We start from the raw sequence: 19,603 nt of genomic DNA on the forward strand, positions 1-19,603 counted from the left end.
AACCCAACAAAAAGACACCAAAAAACTGGCATCACAAAAAAACAAGACCACACCCACACACGGGAAGCGCAAATGCAGCCCAAAAAAACAACAACAAAAACAAAACCACCAAACACACTATTGAGTTCTCAAACAACACCCCAACCGGCCGCGCAACAAGCCCGCGGCTCTTGGCCGCTCACTCGCTCTGCGGACGACGAAAGAACACCACCGAAGTGGAGCTTCCCTCTTGGACATCGCCGCGCTCTACGGACAGGCCGTGTCGCGGCGACGCGATTAAGTTACGCGACAGAAAACTTGGAGTCAAACAAGCTGCTAGAAGGCGTGTTTCGGGCTGCGCCAAGATCAGCCGACGCGTTCGACCCCGGCGATATTTCGCTTGCCGCGGCGCAGCACCAGCCACCGTCCATGGAGGAAGTCGGTGGGTTGTGGTGCCCAGGCCTCGTCGTCGATTTTGGTGTTGTTGACGTATGCCCCGCCCTCGGCGATGGTGCGCCGCGCAGCCCCCTTGCTTGGCGCCAAGCCGCTGGCGACGAGCAGGTCGACGATTCCGTCCGGTGTTCCCGCTGTCAGCTCGGCTATCGAGGTCTCCCGCAGTGCGGCCCTCAACGTGGCGTCGTCCAGGCGGGTCAGTTCCCCTCGCCCGAATAAGGCCGCGCTCGCGTGCTCGACGGCTTCGGTGGCGTGCTCGCCGTGCACGAGAGTCGTGAGCTCGCGGGCCAATCGGCGCTGTGCCTCACGGCGCTGCGGCCGTTCCGCGGTGACCGCCTCCAGTTCGGCCAGCTCGTCGGCGGACAGGAAGGTGAACCAGCGCAGGTACCGGATGACGTCGGCATCGGCGGTGTTGACGAAGTACTGGTACCAGGCATACGGCGTCGTCATCTCGGGGTCCAGCCACAGGTTGCCCCCGCCGGTGGACTTTCCGAACTTCGTCCCGTCAGCGGAGGTCACCAACGGGACCGTGAGGGCATGCACCGAGGCGGCAGACTTCTGACGTACCAATCGGACACCGGCGATGATGTTGCCCCACTGATCGGATCCGCCGATCTGAAGCACGCACCGATGGCGTCGATGCAGTTCGACGTAGTCGTTGGACTGCAACAGCATGTAGCTGAACTCCGTGTAGGAGATCCCCTCACCTTCCAGCCGTCGCCGAATAGTGTCGCGATCCAGCATCACATTGACCGAGAAGTGTTTACCGACGTCGCGCAGCAACTCGATTGCCGACATTGCGCTGGTCCACTCCAGGTTGTTCTCGACAATGGCGCCCGTCGGTGAGCTGTCGAAGTCGACGAATCTCTCGAGCTGTCCGCGAATTCGCCCGGTCCATTCCTGGACCGTCTCATCGGTGTTGAGCACCCGCTCGCCGGTTTCGCGGGGGTCGCCGATCAGACCGGTGGCACCGCCGGCAAGAACGATCGGCCGGTGGCCGGACTGCTGAAAACGCCGCAGCGTCAACAGCGGCACCAGGTGACCGGCGTGCAGACTCGGCGCGGTCGGATCAAAGCCGGCATACAGGGTGATCGGACCGTCGGCGGCGTCCTTGGTCAGCGCGTCAAGGTCGGTGGATTGTGCGATCAGTGCCCGCCAGTTCAGCTCCTCGACGATTTCAGCGCCCACAGTTATAGATCTTCTCGCATCTATGTGGCGCGCCCGCGGCGGGCGACCGGACGGCGCGTCGAATCAGTCGCTGGCGCCCGGGGCCGGCGCTCGTGGACTGCGCCGGTAGGCGGAGACCTCCGCCCGGCCCGGCAACCACAGCCGCCACGGCCGGTCGGCCGCTTGGCTGACACCGACACGAGGTCCCGCCGCGGCGTCGGGCGCATCGTTGAGTGTCAGCCGTATTGCACTGTCGCTATCGAACAGGTCGATTCCGTTGTCGGCCATGGCGATTCCTGTCGCCGAGCAGAGATTCCCCGGCCCACGCGCCAGCGCGCGAGTGCGGATCGCCGCCCCGCGCCGGGACTGGGCGATGTCGAACGCGGATTCGATGACCGCAGCCCTGAGCAGGACGGCGGCCGCGATTCCGTCGGGTCCGCAGACCACGTTCGCGCAGACGTGGATGCCATGGCTGAGGTAGGTGTAGAGCCGACCGGCAGGGCCGAACATCACCGCGTTGCGGGCGGTCACACCGCGGTATGAGTGCGCGGCGGCGTCCGGCCAGGGGCCATCGGGCGGCCCGCCGTATGCCTCGACCTCGACGATTGTCGCGGTCACGCCACGACCGGTGAGGGTTGCGCCGAGTAGTCGATATGCGGCTTCGACCGGGTCGACCGCAAGTTGCTCAGCGCCCACCGGACAGATTCTGCCCGCGACTCTTGACAGCCGACCAGCAGGGGTGAATATTCATCCTATGATGACTTCATCAAATGATGAATTAATGTCAACGGGTCACGAGGTAGCGATCGACATCGACCACTTGCGGGTGGTTCGCGGCAAACGGCCTGCACTGCACGACTTCTCGGTGCGGGTGGCCTGCGGCAGCATCACCGGTCTGCTCGGGCCGTCAGGCTGCGGAAAGACCACGTTGATCCGATGCATTGTCGGCACCCAGCTCATCACCTCGGGCACCGTGCGGGTGCTCGGTCTGCCCGCCGGGTCCTCGCCATTGCGGCACCGGATCGGCTACCTGCCGCAGGACCCGACAATCTACGACGACCTGCGGATCGTCGACAACGTTCGATATTTTGCAGCGCTCTACGGGTTTGACGGCGACGCCGCAGACTCCGCGATCGACCGCGTGGGTCTCAGCGATCACAGCACCGCCTACTGCGGCAATCTCTCCGGTGGTCAGCGCACCAGGGCGTCGCTGGCGTGCGCGCTGGTCTGCCAACCGGAATTACTGGTTCTCGACGAACCCACGGTGGGGTTGGACCCGGTGTTACGGGCAGACCTGTGGGAGCAGTTCGCCGACCTGGCTCGCGGCGGGACCACCCTGCTGGTTTCCAGCCACGTGATGGACGAAGCCGACCATTGCGGCGATCTGTTGCTGATGCGCGACGGCCACTTGGTTACGCAGACCACCCCGACCCAACTACGAGAGGACACCGGATGCACGTCGCTGGAGGACGCGTTTCTGTCCATCATCAAGCGCAGCACCAATCGCCGAGCCGGTTAGGTCTTCAGGGATCTCTGAAACCTTACGGCGCGACCACCTTACGGATCCTGCGCCAGCTTGCCGCCGATCACCGCAGCGTCGCGATGATCTTGGCAGTGCCGGTCTTGGTTATCACGTTGATGTACTTCATGTTCGAGAACGCCCCGCACCGACCGGGCACGCCATCGCCGTTCAACAACGCGTGCCTGATCCTGTTGGGCATTTTCCCGCTCTTCGTGATGTTCATCATCACGGCGATAACCATGCAGCGCGAACGGGCTTCGGGAACGTTGGAGCGCATCCTGACCACTCCGTTGCGCCGGCTCGATCTGCTGATCGCCTATGGGACGGCCTTTTCGATCGCCGCCGCGGTGCAAGCCACCTTGGCTTGCGTGGTGGCGTTCTGGCTTCTCGGCTTCGACACCGCCGGCAGTCCGGTGTGGGTGTTCGTGATCGCGATCGTCAACGCGGTCCTCGGTGTCGGTCTCGGATTGTTGTGTAGTGCGTTCGCGCGCACCGAGTTTCAGGCCGTGCAGTTCATTCCGCTGGTGATGGTGCCGCAGCTGTTGCTGGCCGGGATCATCGTCCCGCGCGCACTGATGCCGACTTGGCTGGAGTGGATCAGCAACGTGATGCCGGCCAGCTATGCCCTGGAGGCTCTGCAACAGGTGGGCGCACATACCGAGCTGACCGGCGTCGCGGTACGTGACATTCTGGCCGTCTTGGGGTTTGCGATCGCGGCACTGTGCCTGGCCGCTGCTACCCTTCGGCGACGGACTCCGTAGCGTGGCGACCACTAACACCGGGCGCAAGCGGCCCGGTCGCCCGGCCGGGAATTCCGATACACGCCAACGGATTCTGGAGAATGCCCGAGTATTGTTTGCCCGCAATGGGATTAGCAATACCTCGATACGCGCGGTAGCTGCGGCGGCGGGCGTCGATTCGGCGTTGGTGCATCACTACTTCGGCACCAAAGAAAAGCTGTTCGCCGCGGCAGTTCGCATCCCGATCGACCCGATGGACATCATCGGCGCGCTGCGCGAGGTGCCCGTCGACGAACTCGGCTACACAATTCCGTCAACGTTGTTGCCGCTGTGGGACTCCGAGCTGGGTTCGGGGCTCATTGCCACGCTGCGGTCGATCATTGCCGGGTCGGAAGTCAACCTGTTTCGTTCGTTCATCCAGGAAGTGATCGCAGTCGAGCTGGGCGCGCGTGTCGACGATCCCCCGGGCAGCGGGATCATCCGGATCCAGTTCGTGGCATCGCAATTGGCGGGGGTGCTGTTGGCGCGATACATCCTGGATTTGGAGCCATTCAAATCGCTGCCGGCCGATCAGATCGCGCGGACCATCGCTCCGAACCTGCAGCGCTACCTCACTGGGGATTTGCCAGATTTGCCTTTGCGATGAGGCGCGCATGCTCGTCGTCGCCGACCTCGACCGCCTCATCGACCAGCAGCACCGGGATGTCGTCTTCGATGCGATAGGCGCGGCGCAGCCGTGGGTTGTACAGCAGCTGATCGTCGGCGTCGTCCACGAGCACCAACGGACCCCGATCGGCCGGGCACACCAGGATGCTCAGCAATGCCTCGTCAATCACTTTCGCTCCCAAGCTCATTGCGCACCGGACAACTCCGCTCGCGCGGGACCGGTCAGGCGCCGGAACTGATTAGCCTTGGCGTCGAAAAACCACGCGTGCCGCCCGGCTTTCGGAATGCCGCCGGCCCGCAATGCGCTGACCGTTGGGCGGTAAGACGCGCTGAGCTTCAGCTCCGGCACCACGTGCACGATGTCGGGTCCCAGTCCGAACGGCATGGCGGCAACGGCTTCGGTGAGATCGGCGGCGGTGATCGTCGCTCCCGGCCGCGTCGTCACCGCGGTCACCGCGACCTGGTGACCGTCCATCGACACCCCGTACGTCACGGCGAGGTCGACCGCGGGCAGCAGCCCGAGCGCATCGGTGATCGGATCGCAGAAAACGATTCCGCGCTCGGTGGGCACCGTCGAGCCGCGCCTGCCCACTAACCAGAAGTCGCCGTCGGCGTCTCTGCGGAACAAATACTCGGTGGAAATCCAGGTGTCGGCCGGACCGAAGACACCGCGCTTGACCGACGCGGTCGGATCGATCGGCCCGCGAGGCTCGGCGAGCAACACACCGACTTCATTGGTGTCCGGGATGCGGACCAGCCCGCGGTCGTTCTCCAGGATGAGGTCATGCTCGGCGTCGTAGGCGCCCAGTTCAACTCGTCCCGCTCCCGGCAGCGGCCGGCCCTTGCTGCCGATCTTGGCGCCGGACACGTTGGCCAGCACCGCATGCCCGTCGGTGGTCGCGAAGAACTCGACGACACGCGCGGGCGCGAACACGTCAGTGATCCGCTGCCACAGACCGGTCGGCATTCCTGAGCCGATGAACAACCGCACCGGATGGTTGCCGTGCAAGGCAAATCCGGGGTCGTCGATGACGTCGCGCAACATCGCCCAGGTATAGGAGACGACGGTGACGCCGTATTGACGAAGCTCGGCCGCGAATCGCTCGGGCCGCAGCCCACGCGACAACGCGATACGGGTGCCGCCGACTACCGCCCCGCCGAGGCTGACCAGCAACGCGGACTCGTGGTGTAGCGGGGTGAGGCAGTACACGGTGTCGGTGCGCCCCAGGGCGGCGGTCGAGGCGGTGCCAAAGGCCGACAACGCCCAGCGGTAGTTGGTGATCTGCTTGGCGACGAGCTGGCCGCTTGCTGTGCTGAACCCGACGAACGCGAGGTCGCGCGCATACCCCGGGTTCGGCCGGTACCAGGCCGGCAGCTCGACGGCGTCGGGGTCGATTTGCTCCATGTCGATGACGTTGGCGTCATCACCCAGGTGCAGATCGCGCGACTCACCACCACCGAGAACCAGGATCTGCTCGGGCAAGTGCCGCGCGGTCTCGAGATTGGTGGGGTCGGTGATGATTTCGCTCACGCCCCCGAGCCGGACCGACGCGGCCAGGTCGATATCGGGCTTCAACAGGACTGCGACGGCACCCAACCGCGACAGCGCGGCGATGGCGACGAGCGCGCTCGGGCGGGTCTCCATGAGCACCCCGACGTGTTCGCCTTGGCGCACTCCGACCGCGATCAGGCCGCGCACCACGTTGTCGATGCGCCGGTTCACCGCTTCGTAGGTGTGCACGCGCCCGTCGAAGAGCAGGAACTCGCCGTTGGGAGCATCGTGCGCCTGCTCGCCGATGATCCGGCCCAACGAGATCCGGGTGTGGTCGTTGATCTGGCCCAGGCGAACCAGTCGGGGCAGCGTGCGAACGGTCTCAACCGCCAACGTGCGCACCGATTTATTCGCCGCGAAGACGGCGTCGGCCGCTCCGCGGGCGAATGTCAGTGCCACCTCGGAGGCCTCGCCGAGGCCGTGCATCACCCGGGAACTGAGTGCGACACCGCGATCGGTAGGTTCTTCCGGCTGGTCGGCCATCGGGAAGATGTCCGTGGGCTTGTCGCCGTGTCCGGAGATCCACAGCACCCAATTGGCGACCGTCGGCCAAGACTCCTGTGCCGCTTTGGATCCGACCACCAGGCCGAAATGGCCGGTCCGGATCAAGTATTCGTAGACCTCGGCGTTCGGTGCTGCCCGCCGGATACCCCGCACCGCGGCGGGCTGACCGATGTCGTCAACCTCGCCCACGAAAGCCAAGATGGGACAGGTGATGTCGGTCAGCGTCACGAGTTGGCCGTTGATGGCGAAACCACCGGTCATCATCCGGTTGTGCGCGACGAACTGCTTGAGCAGCTCGGAGATCGCGGGCCCGGACCAGGCGATCCAGCCTTCCGACTCCAGGAACCTGCGCTGGGCCTCCCTGGGCAGCAGTGCCTCACGGTCGTGGAGCTGCCGCACGAAATCGATCCGCGCTTTGGCGGTCTTGAGCGGGTCGAGCATCTGAAAGCCGGTGCGCGCCAACCAACCTGGAATGTCCAACCGATTGAAGACGTGGTCCGCCATGAACGTGGCGACGCCGGGAGCAATGTTCGGTGGAAGCCCCATCGGCAGCGCTGCCAGCGTGTCAACTGGTGAGCCGAAGGTCACGATGCTGGCGATGCTCTTCGAGCGTCGGTAGGCCGCCGCCTGATAGCAGAACATCCCGCCCTGCGAATAGCCGGCCAGGTGTACGTCGCGCCCGGTGATGTCGCCCATAGCGTCGAGCGCTTCACTCAGCGCGACGATGTGGTCGGCCAAATTCCGGCGCATCCCGCCTTCGATCTGATCGGGTGAGCCGAAGTCGATCACCCAGGGATCCAGCCCGGCGGCATGCAGAATGCCGACCGCGCCTTCATCGCGGGTGACGTCCCACATGTTTGCCGACATCATCATCGGATGCACCAGCAGCACCGGCTCGCCGGCCTGCGGATGCCCCGGTCGGCTGTCCGGCGGGAAGTAGCGCCGGAGCTTGTACATCGGCGTGCTCTCGACGGTCTGTGACGGCGACGGAGAGTTGCCGGTTTCCAGGCCGCCGAGTCGCAGGACTTCCAGGCCGTTCTGTGCGGTCGCCATCAAACGCTCAACCGGTCGAGTGACCGCTGAGAACTTCAGATCCATGCCGCCGCTCCCCTCGAACGAAGACCATCGTGTGCTGCGCGCGGGCCTGACAGCGTGCACATCATGGCACATCACAGGGGGTGGGCTCGTTGCTTTGGTCACGGTGCCGGTCCGCTCGACCAGCCTAGTCGCTCCGCTTCACCGACCACCTCGCCGTGATTTGCGTCTAGGGTCGGGCCGGTGGCACACCTGCTGGGCGCCGAGGCGGTGCACCTCGAATATTCGACTCAGGTTGTGTTCGAATCAGTGACCGTCGGAATCAGCGACGGCGATCGCATCGGCATCGTGGGCCGCAACGGCGACGGAAAATCCAGTTTGCTGGATTTGCTCACGGGTCAGGTGCGCCCGAATGCCGGACGCGTCACCCAGCGCGGTGGACTGCGCGTCGGGGCGCTGAGTCAGTCCGACATCCTCGATTCGGAGAGCACGGTGGGGTGGACGCTGGTCGGCGACCGGGCCGATCACGAGTGGGCCGGTGATCCGCGGATCCGCGACGTCGTCAGCGGCCTGGTGTCGGACATCGGGTGGAACGCGACGATCGGCACGCTCAGCGGTGGTGAGCGGCGGCGAGTCCAGCTGGCGGCGCTGCTGGTCGGCGAATGGGACGTCATCGCCCTCGACGAGCCGACCAACCATCTCGATATCGAGGGCATCACCTGGCTGGCTACCCACCTGCGCCAGCGTTGGGCCCGCAACACCGGCGGGCTGCTGCTGGTAACCCACGACCGCTGGTTCCTGGACGAGGTGGCAACCGCGACGTGGGAGGTGCACGACGGAATCGTGGAGCCGTTCGAGGGCGGCTACGCCGCCTACGTGTTGCAGCGCGTCGAACGCGATCGGATGTCCGCCGTCACCGAGGCCAAACGGCAGAACCTGATGCGCAAAGAGTTGGCCTGGCTGCGCCGCGGTCCCCCGGCTCGTACGTCGAAACCGAAATTCCGTACCGATGCGGCCAACCAGTTGATCGCCGACGTGCCACCGCTTCGCAATACCGTCGAGCTCGCCAAACTCGCGACCGCGCGGCTCGGCAAGGATGTCGTCGATTTGATCGATGTGTCCGTCTCGTTTGAAGGCCGGCCCGTGCTGCGCGATGTCGAATGGCGGATCGGGCCGGGCGAACGCACCGGCATCGTCGGCGCCAACGGGGCCGGCAAGTCGACCTTGTTGGGGCTGATCACCGGCGCCGTCCAGCCGGAGAGCGGAAAAGTCAAGCGCGGCAAGACGGTTCGGCTAGGGATGCTCGACCAACGGGGTGACGAGCTGGTTCCGCTGGCCGGTGAACGAGTCGCCGATGTACTGGGTCGGCTGCGCAGCGACTACCACGTCGACGGCCGCGACGTCACACCCGCCCAATTGCTGGAGCGTCTAGGGTTCGCGGGCGGTCAGCTCTCGGCGCGGGTCAGTGAGCTATCGGGCGGGCAACGGCGGCGACTGCAGCTGATGTTGACGGTGTTGGCCGAACCGAATGTGCTGCTGCTCGACGAGCCCACCAATGACGTTGACACCGACATGCTGGCCGCAACCGAAGACCTGCTCGACTCGTGGCCGGGCACGTTGATCGTGGTCTCCCACGACCGCTACCTCTTGGAGCGCGTCACGGATCAGCAGTACGCAATTCTGGATGGCCGGCTACGACACCTGCCCGGTGGCATCGACGAATACTTGCGACTGGCCTCCGAGGCGAGGTTAGAACGTGCCGTACCGGCGGCCGCCAGATCTTCGGAGCCGCAGCAGATCTCCGGGGCCGAACTGCGCGCCGCCGAAAAAGAGCTTGGTGCCATCGATCGCAGACTGGCCCGCCTGGCTGACCAAATCGCAGCCAAGCACCGCGAACTGGCCGACCATGATCAATCCGACCACGTCGGCATCGCCCGGCTCACCGAGCAATTGCGCGATCTCGAAGGTGGCGTTACCGAGCTGGAGAATCGGTGGATGGAAGTTTCCGAAAGCCTTGAGTGAGTCGGGAAATCAACCAGCGGCAAAAATATCTGGAAATTCAATCCAGATTTCCAGAATTCAGGAGCAACTCCGAATCACTGCGGCCGCGTTCAGCTGGCGAAATTCCACCGGTTCTGCCGGTGCTCACGCGCAAGGTCGAGTAGTCGGCTAGCGGCTCAGTTGCTCACGAAGCCGCTCGGCGGAGGTCCGGACCGAATCGAGTTGCCGGGCAACCTGAGTGGGTGCGGTGCCGCCGCGCGCGTCGCGCGAAGACACCGAACCTTCGATGGTGAGGACTTCCCGCACCTGAGGTGTCAGGTTGGCGCTGATGACCGCCAGCTGATCGTCGGTCAGCTCCTCGAGGCCAACGCCGAGCTTCTCGGCCACCTGGACGGCAGCGCCGGCCGCCTCATGGGCATCACGAAACGGAACACCCTGGCGCACCAGCCATTCGGCGATATCGGTGGCGAGCGTGTAGCCGGCGGGAGCCAGTGCTGCCATCCGCTCGACGTTGAACGTCAGACTGCTCACCAGTCCGGTCATCGCCGGCAGCAGCAGCTCCAGCTGAGCCACCGAGTCGAACACCGGTTCCTTGTCCTCCTGTAGGTCCCGGTTGTAGGCCAGCGGCTGAGCCTTGAGCGTCGCGAGCAGCCCGGCCAGGTTTCCGATCAGCCGGCCGGACTTGCCGCGAGCCAGCTCGGCGATGTCGGGGTTCTTCTTCTGCGGCATGATCGAGCTGCCGGTCGACCACGAGTCGTGCAAGGTGACGTAGCCGAATTCGGTTGAGCTCCAGATGATGATGTCCTCGGCGAGCCGGGACATGTCGACACCGATCATCGCGAAGACGAACGCCGCCTCTGCGGCGAAATCCCTGGACGCCGTCGCGTCGACGGAGTTCTCGGCGGCCGCCGCGAAACCGAGTTGCTCGGCGATCGCATCCGGGTCCAGCCCCAGCGACGAACCGGCCAGTGCCCCAGAACCATACGGCGATAACGCGGTGCGTGCGTCCAGGTCGACGATGCGGTCGACGTCGCGCAGCAGCGGATGCGCGTGCGCGAGTAAATGGTGGGCCAGCAGGATCGGCTGAGCGGACTGCAGGTGCGTCTTACCCGGCATGATGGCGCTCGGATGAGCCGCGGCCTGGCCGGCCAGTGCACCGACAAGGTCCAGCGCGCCCCCGGCCACGCGCCGCAGCGCGTCGCGCAGCCACATCCGAAACAGCGTGGCCACCTGGTCGTTTCGTGAGCGGCCGGCCCGCAGCCGACCACCCAGTTCGGGGCCGACCCGGTCGATCAGACCCCGCTCCAGCGCCGCGTGCACGTCCTCGTCGGTGACCAATGGTCCGAAACTCCCGTCGGCCAGGTCCTCGGCCAGGCTGTCCAGACCGGCCAGCAAGCCGTCGCGCTGATCGTCGGTCAGCAGTCCGGCGTTGAAGAGGACCTGAGCGTGGGCCTTGGACGCGGTGACGTCGTAAGGCGCCAGCACCCAGTCGAAGTGGGTGGATCTGCTCAGCGCGGTCAGTGCGTCGGACGGGCCGTCGGCGAACCGCCCGCCCCACAAGGATCCCTCGTTGGTGCTCACGTTTCGCCGGTGGCCAGGTCCCGGCGCGCGGCCAGCTTGGACGACAGCCCGTGCACGTAGACGAAGCCCCTCGCCATCGACTGATCGAACGAGTCGCCCTCGTCGTAGGTGGCCAGATTGAAGTCGTACAGCGACTCTGCACTGCGCCGGCCGTTGACGGCAATATGTCCGCCGTGCAACACCATTCGGATCTCGCCGGTGACGTGCTCCTGGGTCTTGGCGACGAAGCTCTCCAAGGCGGTCTTCAGCGGCGAATACCACAGCCCGTCGTACACCAACTCCGCCCAACGCTGGTCGGTTTGGCGCTTGAACCGGCCCAGCTCACGCTCGAGGGTGACGTGCTCGAGTTCGGTGTGTGCGGTGATGAGCACCATCGCGCCCGGCGCCTCGTAGATTTCGCGGCTCTTGATGCCCACCAGCCGGTCCTCGACGACGTCGAGCCGCCCGACGCCCTGTGCGCCCGCGCGCCGGTTGAGTTCCTCGATCGCCTGCAGCACCGACACCGCGTTGCCGTCGATCGTGACCGGTACGCCGCGCTCGAAGCCGACGATCACTTCATCAGGGGTGTTCCAGTTGACGGTGGGGTCTTCGGTGTAGTCGTAGACGTCCTTGGTGGGCGCGTTCCAGAGGTGTTCCAGGAAGCCGGTTTCCACCGCGCGGCCCCACACGTTCTGGTCGATGGAGAACGGCGAGCGTTTGGTGACGTTGATCGGAATGGCGTTCTCCTCGGCGAAGGCGATGGCCTTCTCCCGCGTCCACGCGTAGTCGCGAACCGGCGCGAGCACCTCCAGATCCGGTGCCAGCGAAGCGAATCCGACTTCGAAGCGGACCTGGTCGTTACCCTTACCGGTGCATCCGTGCGCGACGATACTGCCGCCGTGCTCGCGGGCCGCCGCTACGAGATGCTTGGCGATGAGCGGCCGGCTGATCGCCGACACCATCGGGTAGCGATCCATGTAGAGGGCGTTGGACAAGATGGTGGGCACGCAGTAGCCGTCGGCGAATTCGTCGCGGGCGTCGACTACCACGGCTTCGACGGCGCCGCAGTCCAGCGCGCGCTGGCGGACCACGTCCATGTCCTCACCGCCTTGGCCAAGGTCGATCGCGACCGCGACAACCTCACGGGCGGTCTCCTTGCCGATCCAGCTGATCGCCACCGAGGTATCCAAACCGCCGGAATACGCCAAGATGACGCGCTCGGACATGGACTGATCTCCTTAGAGTTGTGCGGTTATGTGAGGTCTTTGATCAGGGTCGCGAGTTCTGCGCCGGTCATCGGCTCGCGGGCAGCCACGAAGATCGTGTCATCCCCCGCGATTGTGCCGACCACGTAGGGCAGCGCGGCCCGGTCGATGGCACTGGCCAGGTAGTCGGCCGCGCCGGGCGGGGTGCGCAGCACCGCGAGGTTTCCGCTGGCATCGGTTGAGACCAGCACCTCGCTCAACAGCCTCGACAGTCGCGCGGTGCCACCGGATACCCCGCGCAGGGGGCTGCCGTCCTCCGGCACGACGTAGACGCCGACGCCGCCGTCGGCCCCGCGCAACTTCACCGCCCCGAGTTCTTCGAGGTCCCTTGACAGCGTGGCCTGGGTGACCTCGACACCGTCGGCGGCCAGCAACGCGGCCAGCTCGCTCTGGCTGCGTACCTCAGCCGAAGACAGGATCGCCACGATGCGCGCTTGCCGTCCGACGCGGGTGATTTCGGGCGTGGTCTTCGAGCCGCCGCGCGTCATGCGGATCGCTCCAACAGCCACACCAGCAGTGCCTTTTGCGCATGCAGCCGGTTCTCGGCCTCGTCCCACACCGCGCTGTGCGGTCCGTCGATCACGTCGTCGGTGATCTCGTGCCCGCGGTGCGCCGGAAGGCAATGCAGCACAACAGCCTCCGAGTTAGCCAGGGCGAGCAGCCCGGCGTTGAGCTGGAATGGACGGAACGGCCGAACCCGGTCCAGCCCGTCGTCCTCCTGGCCCATCGACGTCCAGGTGTCGGTCACCAGCACGTCGGCACCCGACGCCGCAGCGGCCGGGTCTGCGGTGACCGTCACCGACGCGCCGGTGTCCGCGGCGCGTCGCTCGGCGGCGGCGAGCACCGAAGGATCGGGGCCAAACCCGTTGGGAGCGGCGATCGTCACGTCCATGCCGGCGGTGACACCGCCGAGCATCAGTGAATGCGCCATGTTGTTGGCGCCGTCGCCGAAGTACGACATCCGCAGACCGCGCAGCGATCCAATGCGTTCGGCGACGGTCTGCAGATCGGCTAGCACCTGACAGGGGTGGAATTGATCGGAGAGCGCGTTGACGATCGGCACCGTCGCGGTTTCGGCCATCGCGGCCAAACGGGCCTGCCCGTAGGTCCGCCACACGATGGCATCGACATAGCGGGACAGTACTTTCGCGGTGTCCTGCAGGGTCTCTTCACGGCCCAGTTGGGTGCTGCGGCCGTCGACCACCACCGCGTGCCCGCCGAGCTGGGCAATGCCCACCTCGAAGGAAAACCGGGTGCGGGTGGAGTTCTTGTCGAAGATCACCGCGACGCCGCGGGGGCCGTCAAGCGGGCGGTGGCTGAATGGGTCCTTCTTCAATTCGGCGGCCAGCGCCAGCACCTCGGCCTGTTCATCGGGCGTCAGGTCGTCGTCGCGCAGGAAGTGTCGGATCATTGCGCCCCCCTAGCGGTGTCCAGTATTGCGGGCAACGCGGTGACGAATGTGTCGAGCTGATGCTCGGTGATGATCAGCGCCGGCGCCAGGCGGACGACGTCAGGTGCGGCGGCGTTGACCAGGAATCCGCCGGCTCGCGCGGCTTCTTCGACCTCTTTCGCGGTGGGAGAGGTGAGCGCGATCCCGCACAACAATCCACGGCCTCGAACGTGGTCGATGGACGGGTGATGAAGCGATTCGATGCTGTGGTGCAAGGTCTTTCCGAGCACCCCGGCCCGTCGTACCAGATCTTCGCCGGCCAATACGCGCAGCACCGCCAGCGCCGCGGCGGCGCAGACCGGGTTGCCGCCGAAGGTGCTGCCGTGCAGGCCGGGGGTCAGCAGTTGCGCCGCCGGACCGATCGCCAGGCATGCGCCGATCGGCAGGCCTCCACCCAGTCCCTTGGCCAGCGTCACCACGTCGGGGGTGATCCCGTCGTGCTGGTGCGCGAAAAAAGTTCCGGTACGGCCCATTCCGGTCTGGACTTCATCCAGAACCAGCAGCGCACCATGGCGGGCGGTGATGTCACGGGCGGCCGCCAGGTAGCCGTCGGGCGGTACGACGATGCCGCTCTCCCCCATGATCGGTTCCAGGAACACCGCGGCGGTATCGTCACCGACCGCGGCCGCCAGGGCGTCGGCGTCCCCGTACGGCACGTGGCTTACATCGCCGGGCAGCGGTGCGAACGGCGTCTGCTTGGACGGCTGCCCGGTCAGCGCCAGTGCGCCCATCGTCCGGCCATGGAAACCACCTTGCGCGGCAACCAGTTTGGTCCGGCCGGTGAGACGGGAGAGTTTGAAGGCGGCCTCGTTGGCTTCGGTGCCGGAGTTGCAGAACAACACCCGGGCCTCCGCATCGGCGCCGAGGAGGCCAACCAACGCCTCGGCCAGCGCGATGCCGGGTTCGGCGGCATACAGGTTGGAGGTGTGTCCCAGCGTCGACATCTGTCGCGTGACGGCGTCGAGCACGGCGGGGTGCCCATGCCCCAGCACGTTGACGGCGATGCCCCCGAGCAGATCCAGGTAGGACTTGCCGTCCACGTCGGTGACCACGGCGCCGTTGCCACTGGCCAACGCCACCGGCGGGACACCGTAGTTGTTCATCATCACCGCGGACCACCGCTGCTGGATGGTGTCGGTCTGGCTCATGCCCTTACCACCTTCGTGCCGGAGCCTTGGTCGGTGAGCAGCTCGACCAGCACGCAGTGCTCGACGCGGCCGTCGATGACATGTGCGCTGGGCACCCCGGCGGTCACCGCCCGCAGGCAGGCCTCGACTTTCGGGATCATGCCGGTCTCCAGCGTCGGTAGCAGTTGCGCCAAAGCGGCGGTGTCGATTTCGCTGGCCAGCGAATCCCGGTCCGGCCAACTGGTGTAGAGGCCTTCGACGTCGGTCAGCATCAGTAGCTTCTCGGCTTCCAGCGCCTCGGCCAATGCGCCCGCTGCGGTGTCGGCGTTGATGTTGTGCACCACGCCGTCGATGTCGGGTGCCAGTGTCGACACGACCGGAATCCGATTGGCGGCAATCAAATCCAGCACCACCGCAGGGTTCACCGCAGCGATGTTGCCCACCAGGCCGATGTCGGTATCGACGCCGTCGACGCTGACACTGCGCCGGACCGCGGTGAACAGATTCGCGTCTTCGCCGGTGACGCCGACCGCGTACGGGCCGTGCACGTTGATCAGGTTGACCAGCTCACGGCCGACCTGACCGAACAACACCATCCGCGCGACGTCGAGCACTTCGGGTGTGGTGACCCGGAATCCGGCCTTGAAGTCGCCGGCGATGCCGAGCCGCTTGAGCATGGCGCTGATTTGTGGGCCCCCGCCATGCACCACGACCGGGTGGATGCCGCAGTTGCGCAGGAAAGCCATGTCGGCGGCGAACTCACGCCGCAGCGTGTCGTTGGTCATGGCGTTGCCGCCGTATTTCACCACCACGATCTTGCCGTGCAACTGGGTCAACCAGGGCAGCGCCTCGGCCAGCACGTGCGCTTTGACCTCGGTCGAGATCATGAACTGTACGCCGAGTTCTCTTCGACGTAAGTGTGCGACAGGTCGGTGGTCCGGATCGCGGCCCGCGCGGCACCGACCCCCAGGTCGACGGCAACCTCGATGTCGGTGGCCGACAGGTCCACCTCGCGTGCCCCAGGCGCGCCGACGCCGTCGACGCAGACCGCTGAGCCGTTGAACGACACGGTGATCCGGTCGGGGTCGAGCTCTACCGGCGCCATGCCGACGGCGGCGAGCACCCTGCCCCAGTTCGGGTCGGAGCCGAACAGCGCGGTCTTCACCAGGCTGTCCCGCGCGATCACCCGGGCCGCGGTGACGGCGTCGTCTTCGCTGGCGGCACCGGTGACGCTGATGGTGACGCGCTTGGTGACCCCTTCGGCGTCAGCTTGCAATTGGACGCACAGATCGTCGCAGACCCGCAGCACGGCGTCGTCGAGGTCGGCTTGGCTGGGCGCGATTTCGCTTGCGCCTGAGGCTAATAGCAGCACTGTGTCGTTGGTCGAGCAGCTGCCGTCGACGTCGAGCCGGTCGAACGTCAGCGCGATGGCGCGCCGCAGCGCCCGCTCGAGCGCGGATGCATCGGCGATGGCATCGGTGGTGAGCACGCACAGCATGGTGGCCAGCGACGGCGCCAGCATCCCGGCGCCCTTGGCCATGCCGCCGACCGTCCAGTTGCCCGGGTGATGCAGCGCAACCTGTTTGGGCACCGTGTCAGTAGTCATGATGGCCCGGGCGGCCTCTTCGCCGCCGGAGATGCCGCCGGCCATGTCGTGCACCAGATTCACGACGCCGGCGAGAACCTTGTCCATCGGTAGCCGGTCACCGATCAAACCGGTGGAACACACCGCGACGTCGATCGCCCCAATCTCGGTGCCCCACTCCGACAACGCCGCCGCCAGGCCCTCCGCGGTGGCATGGGTGTCCTGGAAACCGCCCGGCCCGGTACAGGCATTGGCACCACCGGAATTGAGGACCACCGCGCGCAACTGCCCGTCGGCCAGCACCTGTTGGGTCCACAACACCGGCGCCGCTTTGACCTTGTTGCGGGTGAAAACTCCGGCGGCCGCGTGGTCGGGTCCTTCGTTGAACACCAGCGCGAGATCGGGCGTACCCGATGCCTTGATGCCGGCCGCGATGCCGGCGGCACGAAAACCGGCCGGAGCGGTGACGCCTTGTGTGCGGACCAGCGGCGCGAGGTCCGCGCGAGTCACGGTGCCACCCCGACCACCGAAAGACCTTCGGCCTCCGGCCAACCCAGGGCCAGGTTCATCGACTGCACGGCGGCGCCGCCGGTGCCCTTGACCAGGTTGTCGATCGCCGCGATCGCGACGAATGTGGCCGCGTCCTCGTCGACGGCGACGGCGATGTGGGCGGCATTGCTGCCGATCACCGCACCGGTGCGCGGCAATTGTCCTTCGGGCAACAGATACACGAAAGGCTCGTCGTGATAGGCCTTTTCGTAAGCGGCCCGCAGCTGTGACAGCGGTGACGTGGTCCGTGCGGTGCAGGTGGCCAGAATTCCGCGTGAGGTCGGGATGAGCACGGGCGTGAATGACACCGTGACGTCGCGACCAGTGACCTGGCTGAGTCCCTGAACGATTTCGGGAGTGTGCCGGTGCGCGCCGGCGATGTTGTAGGCCCGCGCCGAACCAATGACCTCCGCCCCGAGCAGATCGGTTTTTGCGGCGCGCCCGGCCCCCGAGGTGCCGCTGACCGCGACGACGGTGACGGCGGGGTCGATGAGATCGGCTGCCACGGCGGGAAACAGCGCTAACACCGCGGCGGTCGGATAGCAGCCCGGTACGGCGACGCGGCGGGCAGCGCGCAGCGCCTCCCGATTACCCGGTAGCTCGGGCAGTCCGTACGGCCAGCTGCCCGCATGTGAGGAGCCGTAGAAGCGCTCCCACGCACCGGCGTCGCTCAGTCGGAAATCCGCGCCGCAGTCCACCACCAAGGTTTGCGGGTCGAGTTGTTGCGCCAACGTCGCCGAATGCCCGTGCGGAAGGGCCAGAAAAACAACGTCATGGCCATCGAGCACGTCAAGCTCGGTGGGCTCCAGCATCCGCTGCGCCAATGGCACCAGATGTGGATGGTGCTCGGCCAGTGGGGTGCCCGCGCTGGCGGCGGCGGTCAGCGCGCCGATCGTGAGTCGTCCATCGTGGTAAGCCGGATGCCCGAGCAGTAGCCGCAGGATCTCGCCGCCCGCATAGCCGCTGGCGCCGGCGATCGCCACCCGTATGCCCTGGCTCATGATACCCATCGTTGCATGACTATGCACACCAATGCAAACTCATTCTAAGCGGCGGCCTCAGCCGCGTAGTACCGCGCCGACCTGCTCGGCCGCCCGCTGCACCGCCGCATCACGGGCGGCGCTGGCCTCGTCTTCGGTGAGGGTGCGGTCGGCCGCGCGGAACCGCAGCGCGAAGGTCAGCGACTTGCGGTTCTCGCCAACCTGCGTACCGGTGTAGACGTCGAACAACCTGACATCTTCCAACAGTTCCCCCGCGCCGTCGCGAACAGCGTCCTGCACCGTCTGCGCGGGAACGTCGGCGTCCACGACGAGGCTGACGTCTTGGAATACCGCGGGAAACGGGGAAACGCGCGGCGCCGGGAACGCATCGACGATCGGGATGGCGTCGAGATTGAGCTCGACCGCGCAGGTGCCCTTGGGCAGGCCGGAACGCTCGATCACCGCCGGGTGCAGCTGCCCGGCGTGGCCGACCACGGTCTCGCCGACGAGTACTTCCGCGCAACGTCCCGGATGCCACGGCAGGTGCTGAGCGGCCCGTAGTGTCACGTCAATCCCGCTGGCGCGGGCAACGATTCGGACTGCCTCGAAGGCATCGGCCGCTTCGGATCGCCGACCTTCGCCCCACGGTCCGCGCGGCTCGCGCAGCCCGGTCAACACCGCGGCGACGTGCTGGGGTTGCCGCGGCAGCGACGCGTCCAGTCCGGCGATCTCGTCGTCGGTGGGGCGCCGGTTCACCGGTATCAGCTCGACGCCCTTGGTCTGCTCGGTCGGCTGCACCACCTGCGCCACGGCGAACAGCGCTACGTCGACGATGCCGCGAGAGACGTTGCGCACCAGCGCCTCAAGCAGTGCCGGCAGCAACGTTGTGGCCAGATGCGGCCGATCGGTCTCCAGCGGGTTGAGCACCTGCGTGGTCTTACGCCGAGCGTCGTCGGCGGGCAGGCCCCAGGCGTCGAAAACACCGGCGGGCAGGAACGGCGTCGGAAGGATCTCGACGTAGCCGGACAGCGCCAGCGACTTGCCGATGGCGCGACGGCGGCGTTGGGTCGCCGAGAGTCCACGGCCGGCCGGCGCCGACGGCAGCACCGACGGGATGACGTCCAGACCCTCCAGTCGCAGCACCTCTTCGACCAAGTCGGCCGGCTGCACCAGATCGGGCCGCCAACTCGGCGGCGTGACGGTCAGGGTGTCGCCGGCATCGGTGACCGCGGCGCCGATCTGGGTCAACCGCCGGGCTGTCGTGCCCGGGGCGTAGCTCACTCCGGCGATGCGGTCCGGCAGGTCAGCGGCGAGCCGGATCGGTGGCCCAGCCCAATCGGCGACCGAGTCCCCCACTGGCGGATCGCCCCGCCAGTCGGTGAGCTTCGCCGAGACCTCGCCACCGGCGATCTCGGCGAGCAACGACGCGCAGCGATCTAGCGCCGCAACGGAAACGGCCGGGTCGACC

17 protein-coding genes are annotated in these 19,603 nt (G+C 66.4%); 4 read left to right on the forward strand and 13 right to left on the reverse strand.

All coding sequences use genetic code 11. The annotated features are described in order from the left end of the window. Window positions 1-345: 345 nt before the first annotated feature. Both tyrS and VGH54_RS00950 read right to left on the reverse strand, forming a co-directional pair. On the reverse strand, window positions 346-1,620 hold the full coding sequence (gene tyrS, locus VGH54_RS00945; RefSeq protein WP_331510066.1) for a tyrosine--tRNA ligase: 1,275 nt from the start codon (window positions 1,618-1,620) through the stop codon (window positions 346-348). Window positions 1,621-1,683: 63 nt separating this feature from the next. After that, window positions 1,684-2,295, reverse strand: a complete 612-nt coding sequence (locus VGH54_RS00950; RefSeq protein WP_331510067.1) for a DNA-3-methyladenine glycosylase — start codon at window positions 2,293-2,295, stop codon at window positions 1,684-1,686. 58 nt (window positions 2,296-2,353) lie between these two features. Here VGH54_RS00950 and VGH54_RS00955 point away from each other — a divergent pair, with 58 nt between their 5' ends. From VGH54_RS00955 to VGH54_RS00965, 3 genes are read left to right on the forward strand one after another with little or no spacing between them, the layout of a single operon-like run. Next, window positions 2,354-3,118: an ABC transporter ATP-binding protein gene (locus VGH54_RS00955; protein ID WP_331510068.1), complete on the forward strand. Its 765-nt coding sequence runs from the start codon at window positions 2,354-2,356 to the stop codon at window positions 3,116-3,118. Between the two features lie 14 nt (window positions 3,119-3,132). After that, on the forward strand, window positions 3,133-3,882 hold the full coding sequence (locus VGH54_RS00960) for an ABC transporter permease (RefSeq protein ID WP_331510082.1): 750 nt from the start codon (window positions 3,133-3,135) through the stop codon (window positions 3,880-3,882). Between the two features lies 1 nt (window position 3,883). Further along, complete coding sequence (locus tag VGH54_RS00965; protein ID WP_331510069.1) at window positions 3,884-4,507, forward strand: TetR/AcrR family transcriptional regulator; 624 nt, start codon at window positions 3,884-3,886, stop codon at window positions 4,505-4,507. On the opposite strand, the gene VGH54_RS00970 is transcribed toward VGH54_RS00965, so the two are convergent. Together VGH54_RS00970 and VGH54_RS00975 are read right to left on the reverse strand one after the other, a co-directional pair. Then, window positions 4,473-4,697, reverse strand: coding sequence for a Trm112 family protein (locus VGH54_RS00970; RefSeq protein WP_331510070.1), 225 nt, complete (start codon window positions 4,695-4,697; stop codon window positions 4,473-4,475). The two genes, VGH54_RS00965 and VGH54_RS00970, sit on opposite strands and share 35 nt — an antisense overlap. Before the next feature lie 14 nt (window positions 4,698-4,711). Beyond that, window positions 4,712-7,681, reverse strand: coding sequence for an acyl-CoA synthetase (locus VGH54_RS00975; protein WP_331510071.1), 2,970 nt, complete (start codon window positions 7,679-7,681; stop codon window positions 4,712-4,714). A 180-nt stretch (window positions 7,682-7,861) separates the two neighbouring features. On the opposite strand from VGH54_RS00975, the gene VGH54_RS00980 reads away from it, so the two are divergent. After that, complete coding sequence (locus VGH54_RS00980; RefSeq protein ID WP_331510072.1) at window positions 7,862-9,640, forward strand: ABC-F family ATP-binding cassette domain-containing protein; 1,779 nt, start codon at window positions 7,862-7,864, stop codon at window positions 9,638-9,640. Window positions 9,641-9,787: 147 nt separating this feature from the next. Here the strand turns inward: VGH54_RS00980 and argH are convergent, their stop codons facing one another. From argH to VGH54_RS01025, 9 genes are all read right to left on the reverse strand, one after another. Continuing rightward, a complete protein-coding gene (gene argH / locus VGH54_RS00985; protein WP_331510073.1) occupies window positions 9,788-11,200 on the reverse strand; it encodes an argininosuccinate lyase in 1,413 nt (470 codons plus the stop codon). Then, window positions 11,197-12,405 (reverse strand): argininosuccinate synthase, encoded by a 1,209-nt coding sequence (locus VGH54_RS00990; protein WP_331510074.1) that lies wholly within the window; start codon window positions 12,403-12,405, stop codon window positions 11,197-11,199. The genes argH and VGH54_RS00990 overlap by 4 nt, the downstream gene beginning before the upstream one ends. Before the next feature lie 26 nt (window positions 12,406-12,431). Continuing rightward, window positions 12,432-12,932 carry an arginine repressor gene (locus VGH54_RS00995; RefSeq protein ID WP_331510075.1) on the reverse strand — a complete coding sequence of 167 codons (501 nt, stop codon included), beginning with the start codon at window positions 12,930-12,932 and terminating at the stop codon, window positions 12,432-12,434. Then, window positions 12,929-13,855 (reverse strand): ornithine carbamoyltransferase, encoded by a 927-nt coding sequence (gene argF / locus VGH54_RS01000; RefSeq protein WP_331510076.1) that lies wholly within the window; start codon window positions 13,853-13,855, stop codon window positions 12,929-12,931. Before argF ends, VGH54_RS00995 begins: the two co-directional genes overlap by 4 nt. Beyond that, complete coding sequence (locus tag VGH54_RS01005; protein WP_331510077.1) at window positions 13,852-15,042, reverse strand: acetylornithine transaminase; 1,191 nt, start codon at window positions 15,040-15,042, stop codon at window positions 13,852-13,854. Before VGH54_RS01005 ends, argF begins: the two co-directional genes overlap by 4 nt. Then, the gene (argB, locus tag VGH54_RS01010; RefSeq protein WP_331510078.1) at window positions 15,039-15,908 is read right to left on the reverse strand and encodes an acetylglutamate kinase; all 870 of its coding nucleotides are present in this window, start codon (window positions 15,906-15,908) and stop codon (window positions 15,039-15,041) included. The genes VGH54_RS01005 and argB overlap by 4 nt, the downstream gene beginning before the upstream one ends. Continuing rightward, window positions 15,905-17,116: a bifunctional glutamate N-acetyltransferase/amino-acid acetyltransferase ArgJ gene (gene argJ, locus VGH54_RS01015; protein WP_331510079.1), complete on the reverse strand. Its 1,212-nt coding sequence runs from the start codon at window positions 17,114-17,116 to the stop codon at window positions 15,905-15,907. The genes argB and argJ overlap by 4 nt, the downstream gene beginning before the upstream one ends. Further along, complete coding sequence (gene argC / locus VGH54_RS01020; protein WP_331510080.1) at window positions 17,113-18,156, reverse strand: N-acetyl-gamma-glutamyl-phosphate reductase; 1,044 nt, start codon at window positions 18,154-18,156, stop codon at window positions 17,113-17,115. Before argC ends, argJ begins: the two co-directional genes overlap by 4 nt. A gap of 57 nt (window positions 18,157-18,213) precedes the next feature. Continuing rightward, window positions 18,214-19,603 (reverse strand): phenylalanine--tRNA ligase subunit beta (locus tag VGH54_RS01025; protein WP_331510081.1); only part of this gene is annotated, 1,390 nt, incomplete at its 5' end.

Origin of the sequence: Mycobacterium sp. (assembly GCF_036488105.1) — a bacterium.
Classification (GTDB): Bacteria; Actinomycetota; Actinomycetes; order Mycobacteriales; family Mycobacteriaceae; genus Mycobacterium.

Excerpts from the sequence above, each read along its gene's own strand:
- VGH54_RS00955 (WP_331510068.1), top strand. The coding sequence starts at position 2,354 with ATGATGACTTCATCAAATGATGAATTAATGTCAACGGGTCACGAGGTA.
- VGH54_RS00975 (WP_331510071.1), bottom strand. The coding sequence starts at position 7,681 with ATGGATCTGAAGTTCTCAGCGGTCACTCGACCGGTTGAGCGTTTGATG.
- VGH54_RS00990 (WP_331510074.1), bottom strand. The coding sequence starts at position 12,405 with ATGTCCGAGCGCGTCATCTTGGCGTATTCCGGCGGTTTGGATACCTCG.
- VGH54_RS00995 (WP_331510075.1), bottom strand. The coding sequence starts at position 12,932 with ATGACGCGCGGCGGCTCGAAGACCACGCCCGAAATCACCCGCGTCGGA.
- argF (WP_331510076.1), bottom strand. The coding sequence starts at position 13,855 with ATGATCCGACACTTCCTGCGCGACGACGACCTGACGCCCGATGAACAG.
- VGH54_RS01005 (WP_331510077.1), bottom strand. The coding sequence starts at position 15,042 with ATGAGCCAGACCGACACCATCCAGCAGCGGTGGTCCGCGGTGATGATG.
- argB (WP_331510078.1), bottom strand. The coding sequence starts at position 15,908 with ATGATCTCGACCGAGGTCAAAGCGCACGTGCTGGCCGAGGCGCTGCCC.
- argC (WP_331510080.1), bottom strand. The coding sequence starts at position 18,156 with ATGAGCCAGGGCATACGGGTGGCGATCGCCGGCGCCAGCGGCTATGCG.